The organism is Microvirga roseola (assembly GCF_020866965.1).
Lineage (GTDB): Bacteria > Pseudomonadota > Alphaproteobacteria > Rhizobiales > Beijerinckiaceae > Microvirga > Microvirga roseola.
Genome location: NZ_JAJATX010000172.1, coordinates 1 through 882, shown reverse-complemented (window position 1 = coordinate 882; position 882 = coordinate 1). Strand labels below are relative to the sequence as shown.

1 protein-coding gene is annotated in these 882 nt (G+C 68.7%); it reads right to left on the bottom strand.

The window, feature by feature from the left end:
* Nucleotides 1-99 precede the first annotated feature (99 nt).
* Nucleotides 100-882, bottom strand: a 783-nt coding sequence (locus LG661_RS24715) for an outer membrane protein (RefSeq protein ID WP_230534644.1), incomplete at its 5' end; no start/stop codon positions are given.

The window sequence follows — 882 nt, the reverse complement described above, 5'->3', positions numbered from 1 at the left end:
TCCATAAAGGGGGCACATGCCGGACAGGTTGGATTGGCCGGATCCCTGGTCAGAAGGTGAACAGGACGGGTGCCCTGAAGGAGCGGCCCTGCCCTGGCATCAGAACCGTACGTTCACTCCGACGCGGCTGATCCAGCCGTCGTTCTCAAAGCGGTAGAGCGCCCGGTCGCCGGCCCGTGCCAGCGTCAGCGTCTCGTCTTCCAGGTCATAGTACAGCGTCTCGGCCTTAAGCGACACGCTCTTGCTCAGCGCATGCTCAGTACCGGCACCGATCACAAACCCCGTCTTCCACCCCTCACCGCCAGCCTGAGGACCGACAGCCGGCGGCGTGACCGTGATCTGCCCCCGGTGCTCGGTCCGGGCATAGGCCAGACCGCCCGTGACATACAAAAGCGAGCGCTCGACGAACGGCACAAGGCCCGGCAGCGCGAGGCCCAGCCGCCCCTTCACACTGCCGAACAGGCTCATCTGCGAGCTCAGATCCGTGCGCAAGGAGAACGGGCCATCCACGCTCCCATCGCTGCGCGCGCGCTCCAGGTCGACCACCGTCAGGTCCGCCTCGAGGCCGGCCACGAGGCTGCCGAAGTCCCACAGATAGCCGATCTGAGCCCCGCCCCCGGGCCCGCTGTCGCTCAGGCCGGCACGGGAGGGGAGCGCATCCGGGAAGACGCCCGACAGGCCGGTGCGGACCGCCTCGCCCTCGTCCCGGATCCAGGCGCCATGCACACCCGCATAAAAGCCGGTCCAGCTGAAGGCCGGCACAACCACCACCGGAGCAGCGGGGCCCGCCCGCCCCGGCAGGTCGGCGGCGGCGGCCAGCGCGGTCCCGGCAAGCAGGACGGACACAGAAAGGAAGAGGCGCTTCATGACGGTCTCCGAGGA